Genomic DNA, 6,632 nt, shown 5'->3' on the forward strand with positions numbered 1-6,632 from the left:
GAATGACGCGCACATCTTTCCGGTTCGCGATTTCAATACCCCGTCGAAAACCGATGCCGGCACTGGCATCCGCTTCCGGAATTGAAAATTCGCGAATGTATCGACTACCGCCAAAATGCAGCGACCGCCCGACACGCGCCCTTTAGCCGGGCGATAACGGGCCTGCATTGCAGCCAGACGACATGTCTGCTCCCTGAGCTATCGAAGAAAGGCCTTCCGGATAATCCGGCGGACGCGCGTTCGATCTAATCCGGCCGGCGCCGGCACTGGCCCGGCGCGATCGAAACGGCTCTGCACGGTTGAAGAGGAATCGGCGTCATGCTGTCCGGCACGAACAGCCTGCCCCATCCGGGAATGCTGAATGAGGTCGAGCACCGCTGTCGCCCGGTTGCCGCATGGAACGGCAACCGCTCCAGCACGCGGCGCGCGCGGAGGGCGGGAAATCGGCAAGGCGCGACCCTCGACGCTGGCACTGCGTCGCGAGCACGACCCCGATCATTCCGACTACCCCTGTGATGCGCAAGAAACGCGCGGATCAAGCCACTGCTTATAGTGTTCATCGCCGCTTCCCCGACTGGCTCGTGACGAACTGGTCGCCCCCACATCGTTGTTGCATCGTGTCGACCGTTCGCCGGTGCGTTCAATCTCGCAAACCGCATGCCATGCGATATGCCACCGGGTGTTGCGCGCGGTATGCGGCCGCCAGGCCTGACCATTGCGCCCGGAACGGCATTTTTTGTTTCAGGAATGTATCGCGATAACCAGGGGTAAGCGGCGGCGATCGTTGAACAATGCGATGCAATGCCGTGATTTGACGGACGAATCCGGTGCGCCGAAGCGCGCCGGACGCCCCAGCGAACGGATGTTTCAAACTTGAGAAGCGCGCCTCGGCGCATGGCCCGTCGTTCGTACGTTTCCGCTGACAAACCGCAGGTTGCAGCATGCCGACAGCCGTCCGCTACCCTGGCGAACGGAGCTCCCGGCGCACGACGCTTCGTGCGGCACGGCCACCGATAAGGCTGGAACCCGGGTTCACTCCGAAATACGAAACGAATTTGATTCATCCGTGAAAATACCGACACGATCATGCGGTGAAAAATCTTGCCGTCCGGCACATTGCTGGCGTAAAAATTAAAACAAATGTAAACGCATGACCCGACAGAAACACGAGCATCATTTTTTTCATTTCCATTCGATTCGCCTTTCACCCCATGATCCACAAGATCGACTCATTGAAGAGACACTTTCGATCATTTATCCGCTTGATTCTCATCGCTGAAACATGCCGATTGAAAACGGCTTTTAAAGCCTCCAATCCCGTAAAAGCCTGATTTATCGCGCGTTTCGTCGTATCGAACCGTATCGATCCCGCGATCGCCACGGGCGCGTTCCTGGCCCCACGATTCACGCCTGAAACACAAACGTTCGCGCCGAACGGTCATTGCATGGCGACGCCCGCATGCAGCGGGACTTCGTCGTTCATGGCATGCCGATTGCCTGAGGTCCGGCTCTCACCGAGCGGCACGCCACGGCACACGCAATACAAGCGGCGGCCGCTCGTCAATCAGCGTATCGGGGAAAAGGCGATGAAGATCACCACCGATCGATCGACGCTTGCGTCGTTCAAGCATCAACGGGGTTGTCAGCGAAACCGGAGCGCCTGTCGCGGCGCTTCGTCGACATCGGCAGAGGCGGACCGGCGCCTGCCGAAGCGATACCCATGCGGCGGGATGGAACGCGTGCGCGACGCCGTCGAGCAAATCGACGTATGGTTCCTGGAGATGCTTGACGAAGAGGAAAGCCATGAATGACAGGGGCGCGATCGACACGCGTGCCGGTCGGCGCGCACCGGTCACGGGTGGAGCAGGCTTTCTCGGCAGCTACGTGTGCGAACGCGTCGTCATGAAAGGTTCATTCGTTAGGGATGCAGATTTCCAGGAGCGCGGCCACTTCGACGAACCGCGCCTGTCGATGTTCGACTGCCTGCGCCACGCGATCGGTCGTCGCGCAATGACGATCGGCGAGCGACCGGGCGTCAGCCGAGCAGTTCCTTCTTGCGTAGATGCACGACGTCGCGCATCGGCGGCGCGCCGAACAGCCGGCTGTATTCGCGGCTGAACTGCGACGCGCTTTCATAGCCGACGACGGCCGCCACCGATCCGACGTCGCCACCCTGCCGCAGCAACAGCCGACGCGCCTCGTGCAGCCGCAATTGCTTCTGGTACTGCAGCGGGCTCAGCGTCGTCACGTGCTTGAAATGATGGTGCAGCGACGACACGCTCATGTTGACCGCCTGCGCGAGCGACTCGACGCGCATCGGCTCCGCGAAGTGATCGCGGATCCATTCGATCGCACGCGCGATCCGGTGCGTCTGGCTGCCGGCGATCGCCATGTGGCGCAGCCGCGTGCCCTGGCCGCTCGTCATCAGCCGGTACAGCACTTCCTTCTCGATCAGCGGCGCGACGACCGCGATGTCGGCCGGCGTATCGAGCAGCCGCAGCAACCGCAGCGCCGCATCGAGCAGCGGCGGCGTCAGCTCCGCGAGCGCGATCCCCTCGCCTTCCGGGCCCGCATCGGGCTCGGGCAGCCGCATCTCGGCCGCCAGCTCGACGATGCGCTGCGGATCGAGCGTCAGCGACAGGCACAGGTACGGTTCGTCCGCCGACGCACGCGTCACGCGTGAGAGGATCGGCAAGTCGATCGACGTAATCAGGCAATTGTGGGTGTCGTATTCATAAGCCTGGCCGGCCACGATCACGCGCTTCGCGCCCTGCGCGGCGATCACCAGCGCGGCGCGCGATACGGCGCAGCCGAGATCGACCGGCCGCGTGTGCCGATGCAGCATCAGGCCCGGCACGGCCGTCGAATGCGAGCCGTCCGCGGGCGCGAAACGGCCGATCAGCGACGCCAGTTCGCGCCGCCCGGCTTCGCGCGACGCGACGATATCGGTCATGTCCATGACGCATCCTCGAATGATTTCCCGTGTCGCGCGAGCATAGCGAAACGGGTCGCGGCGTGCAGGGAATTTGCAGGATTGTTCAATAAATTTGCAGGATTGGGTAGACGCAAAAACCGATGCCTCGCGCACACTCCCGGCTAACCTGCCCGTATGGCGGGTTTTCCCCACGGAGACACACAACATGCCTACCTCGTTTGTCCTGAACGGCAAGAACGTCACGCTCGACGCCGATCCGTCGATGCCCGTCCTCTGGGCGATTCGCGAACACGCGGGACTGACCGGCACGAAATTCGGCTGCGGCATGGCGCAGTGCGGCGCGTGCACGGTGCATCTCGAAGGCCAGGCCGTCCGCTCATGCGTGCTGCCGCTCGCCGGCATCGCGGGCAAGCACGTCACGACGATCGAAGGCCTGCAGAGCAAGCCCGCCCAGGCCGTGCAGGCCGCGTGGGTCAAGCTGCAGGTGCCGCAATGCGGCTATTGCCAGTCCGGCCAGATCATGTCGGCCACCGCCTTGCTCGAACAGAATCCGAAGCCGACCGACGCGGACATCGACGCCGCGATGAACGGCAACCTCTGCCGCTGTGCGACCTACGCCCGCATCCGGGCCGCGATCCACGACGCGGCCGCGACGCTGGGAGCCTGACCATGACGATCGAACTCGACCACACCGATGCGGTGCGCCCGTCGCGCCGCACCTTCCTGAAAACCGCGGGGGCCGCGGCCGCCGTCAGCCTGACCATCGGCTTCGACTGGGCCGGTCTCGGCCGCCGCGCGCTCGCCGCGACCGCGCCGGCCGGCGATTTCGCGCCGAACGCATTCCTGCGCATCACGCCCGACGGCGCCGTCACGGTGATCGCGAAGCACGTCGAAATGGGCCAGGGCGCGTATACGGGCATCGCGACGATCGTCGCCGAGGAGCTCGACGCCGACTGGTCGAGCGTGCGCGTCGAAAGCGCGCCGGCCGATGCGAAACGCTATGCGAACCTCGCGTTCGGCACGATGCAGGGCACGGGCGGCAGCTCGGCCATGTCGAACTCGTGGCAGCAACTGCGCGAAGCGGGCGGCAAGGCGCGCGCAATGCTCGTGTCGGCCGCGGCGGCCCGCTGGAAAGTGCCGGCCGGCGAGCTGACCACCGCCAACGGCGTCGTCTCGCACGCGAAGAGCGGCAAGACGGCCGCGTACGGCACGCTCGTCGCCGATGCGTCGAAGCTGCCGGTGCCCGACAAGGTCACGCTGAAGCAGCCGGCCGATTTCAAGCTGATCGGGCACCGGATTCCGCGCGTCGACGGGTCGTCGAAATCGAACGGCACCGCGCATTTCACGCTCGACACCACCTTCCCCGGCATGCGTGTCGCGCTGCTGCAGCGGCCGCCGCGCTTCGGCGCGACGGTGAAATCGTTCGACGCGACGGCCGCGAAGGCCGTGCCGGGCGTCGTCTCGGTCGTGCAGGTGCCGGGCGGCGTCGCGGTCGTCGCGACGGGCTTCTGGGCCGCGAAGCAGGGCCGCGACGCGCTGAAGATCGACTGGGACGAAACGAAGGCGGAGAAGCGCGGCTCGGACGAACTGATGCGCGAATACCGGCAACTCGCCGAGAAGCCGGGCACGTCCGCGCGCAAGGATGGCGATGCCGATGCGGCGATCGCCGGCGCGGCGCGCAAGGTCAGCGCGACGTACGAATTCCCGTATCTCGCGCATGCGCCGATGGAGCCGCTCGACGCGGTCGTCAAGCTGACGGCGAACAGTTGCGAGATCTGGGCCGGCGACCAGTTCCAGACGGTCGACCAGGGCAACGCGGCCAAAACGGCCGGGCTGAAACCGGAACAGGTGAAGATCCATACGCTGTATGCGGGCGGCAGCTTCGGCCGGCGCGCGAATGCGTGGTCGGATTACGTGGTCGAGGCCGTGTCGATCGCGAAGGCGCTCGGCGCGGACGGCAAGCCCGTCAAGCTGCAATGGACCCGCGAGGACGACATCCAGGGCGGCTTCTACCGGCCGATGTACTTCCACAAGCTCGACGCGGGCCTGACCGCGGACGGCAAACTGGTGGGCTGGCGCCATCGGATCGTCGGCCAGTCGATCCTCGCCGGCACGCCGTTCGAGGCGTTCATGGTCAAGAACGGCGTCGACGCGACGTCGGTCGAGGGCGCGGCGAACCTGCCGTACGCGGTGCCGAACGTGTCGGTCGAGCTCACCACCACCCAGGTCGGCCTGCCGGTACTGTGGTGGCGCGTGGTCGGCAGCTCGCACACGGCCTACGCGGTCGAGGCGTTCATCGACGAAGCCGCGCACGCGGCCGGCAAGGACCCGTACGCGTTCCGCCGCGACCTGCTCGCGAAGGAGCCGCGCATGCGCGCGGTGCTGGAGCTGGCCGCGCAGAAGGCCGGCTGGGACCCGGCCAAGCCGCTGCCGAAGGGCCGCGGGCGCGGGATCGCGGTGGCCGAGGCGTTCAAGAGCTATGTCGCGCAGGTGGCCGAGGTCTCGGTCGACGCGGACGGCAAGGTGAAGGTCGAGCGCGTGGTATGCGCGGTCGACTGCGGGATCGCGATCAATCCCGACATCGTCGCCGCGCAGATGGAAGGCGGCATCGGCTTCGGACTCGGCGCCGCGATGCACAGCGCGATCACGCTGAAGGACGGCCAGGTGGAGCAGCGCAACTTCGACGGCTACCACGTGCTGCGGATGGCCGAGATGCCGAAGGTCGAGGTGCATATCGTGCCGTCGGCCGAGGCGCCGACCGGGGTCGGCGAGCCGGGCGTCGCGCCGGTCGGGCCGGCCGTGGCGAACGCGATCTTCGCGGCGACGGGCAAGCGGCATTACGTGCTGCCGTTCGATTCGGCGGATAGCGCGAAGGCTTGAGGTACCGGGACGCCGGCTGCGGGGCGAGGCAGGCCCCGTGGCCGGCGTTTTTCGGCTGCCCATGTAGGGTTCGATGTCGGCAAAAATCTTCGTCAACCGTTTGATTCAAAAAGAAAACCCGGCAAACCCGGTAGGGTTCGATGTAGGGTTCGTTACCCAGCCGAAGCCTTATCCGGCCGCCCCCGAAGTCCGTACCTTCCCCGCGTTACGTCAGACGTAACGCCCGTAACGTCCCCGCCCGATGCTACGTAACAATCCTTCACCATTGGTATGGCCCGTTCATCACGCACCCGGCGTTGCGCGTTAAAAATTCTTTTTAAATTCAAGGCTGCTACGCGGTCCGCGCCGTTCCCGCCCGCCGTTAGCCCCTGACAACCGCCCCCTGGCCCGGAAGTTGCAGCACAGGACCCCGCAAACACTCCTTTATGGACATGCGAGGGCCACCATGGATTGCAAATACCTGTACATCGACAACATAAAAATCAATTTCGTGCGCCGCACGATCGAAATCGACAACAAGGTCGTTGACGTTACGCCGCGCGAATTCGACGTCGTCGAATTCCTGCTCGACAACATGAACAAGATCGTGCCGCGGCAGGCAATCCAGGAAGCCGTGTGGGGCCGCGAGCTCGGCGTGTCGTCACGCACGCTCGACACCCATATCTCGCGAATCCGTTCGAAGCTGCAACTCGAACACGACAAGAACCTGCGGATCATCCCGATCTACGCGGTCGGCTATCGGCTGGTGCTGTTCGGTGCGGCGATGACGCACGTCGAGCGCCACGACGCGGCGCCGGTGCTGCGCGCGGCGCCGCGT

General features: G+C 65.0%; 5 protein-coding genes. 4 read left to right on the top strand and 1 reads right to left on the bottom strand.

What is annotated here, in order from left to right; translation table 11 throughout:
- The first annotated feature begins 1,586 nt into the window (after positions 1 to 1,586).
- Entirely contained in the window at positions 1,587 to 1,811 is a 225-nt protein-coding gene (locus H3O04_RS36410; protein ID WP_226134186.1) for a hypothetical protein, read from the top strand.
- A 224-nt stretch (positions 1,812 to 2,035) separates the two neighbouring features.
- On the opposite strand, the gene H3O04_RS33015 is transcribed toward H3O04_RS36410, so the two are convergent.
- Positions 2,036 to 2,959, bottom strand: a complete 924-nt coding sequence (locus H3O04_RS33015; protein WP_006480869.1) for an AraC family transcriptional regulator — start codon at positions 2,957 to 2,959, stop codon at positions 2,036 to 2,038.
- 181 nt (positions 2,960 to 3,140) lie between these two features.
- Between H3O04_RS33015 and H3O04_RS33020 the strand changes: the two genes are divergently transcribed.
- The 3 genes from H3O04_RS33020 to H3O04_RS33030 form a co-directional block, all read left to right on the top strand.
- Complete coding sequence (locus H3O04_RS33020) at positions 3,141 to 3,602, top strand: (2Fe-2S)-binding protein (protein ID WP_006480868.1); 462 nt, start codon at positions 3,141 to 3,143, stop codon at positions 3,600 to 3,602.
- A gap of 2 nt (positions 3,603 to 3,604) precedes the next feature.
- Positions 3,605 to 5,815, top strand: coding sequence for a xanthine dehydrogenase family protein molybdopterin-binding subunit (locus H3O04_RS33025; RefSeq protein WP_011547309.1), 2,211 nt, complete (start codon positions 3,605 to 3,607; stop codon positions 5,813 to 5,815).
- Between the two features lie 445 nt (positions 5,816 to 6,260).
- The coding region (locus H3O04_RS33030) for a winged helix-turn-helix domain-containing protein (protein WP_202589286.1) at positions 6,261 to 6,632 on the top strand (372 nt) is incomplete at its 3' end.

This window comes from Burkholderia sp. KCJ3K979 (genome assembly GCF_016759955.1).
In the GTDB taxonomy this organism is placed as follows: domain Bacteria; phylum Pseudomonadota; class Gammaproteobacteria; order Burkholderiales; family Burkholderiaceae; genus Burkholderia; species Burkholderia orbicola.

What these genes read in the sequence shown, in the direction of transcription:
- H3O04_RS33025 (WP_011547309.1), top strand. Translation starts at nt 3,605, where the DNA reads ATGACGATCGAACTCGACCACACCGATGCGGTGCGCCCGTCGCGCCGC.
- H3O04_RS33015 (WP_006480869.1), bottom strand. Translation starts at nt 2,959, where the DNA reads ATGGACATGACCGATATCGTCGCGTCGCGCGAAGCCGGGCGGCGCGAA.
- H3O04_RS33020 (WP_006480868.1), top strand. Translation starts at nt 3,141, where the DNA reads ATGCCTACCTCGTTTGTCCTGAACGGCAAGAACGTCACGCTCGACGCC.
- H3O04_RS36410 (WP_226134186.1), top strand. Translation starts at nt 1,587, where the DNA reads ATGAAGATCACCACCGATCGATCGACGCTTGCGTCGTTCAAGCATCAA.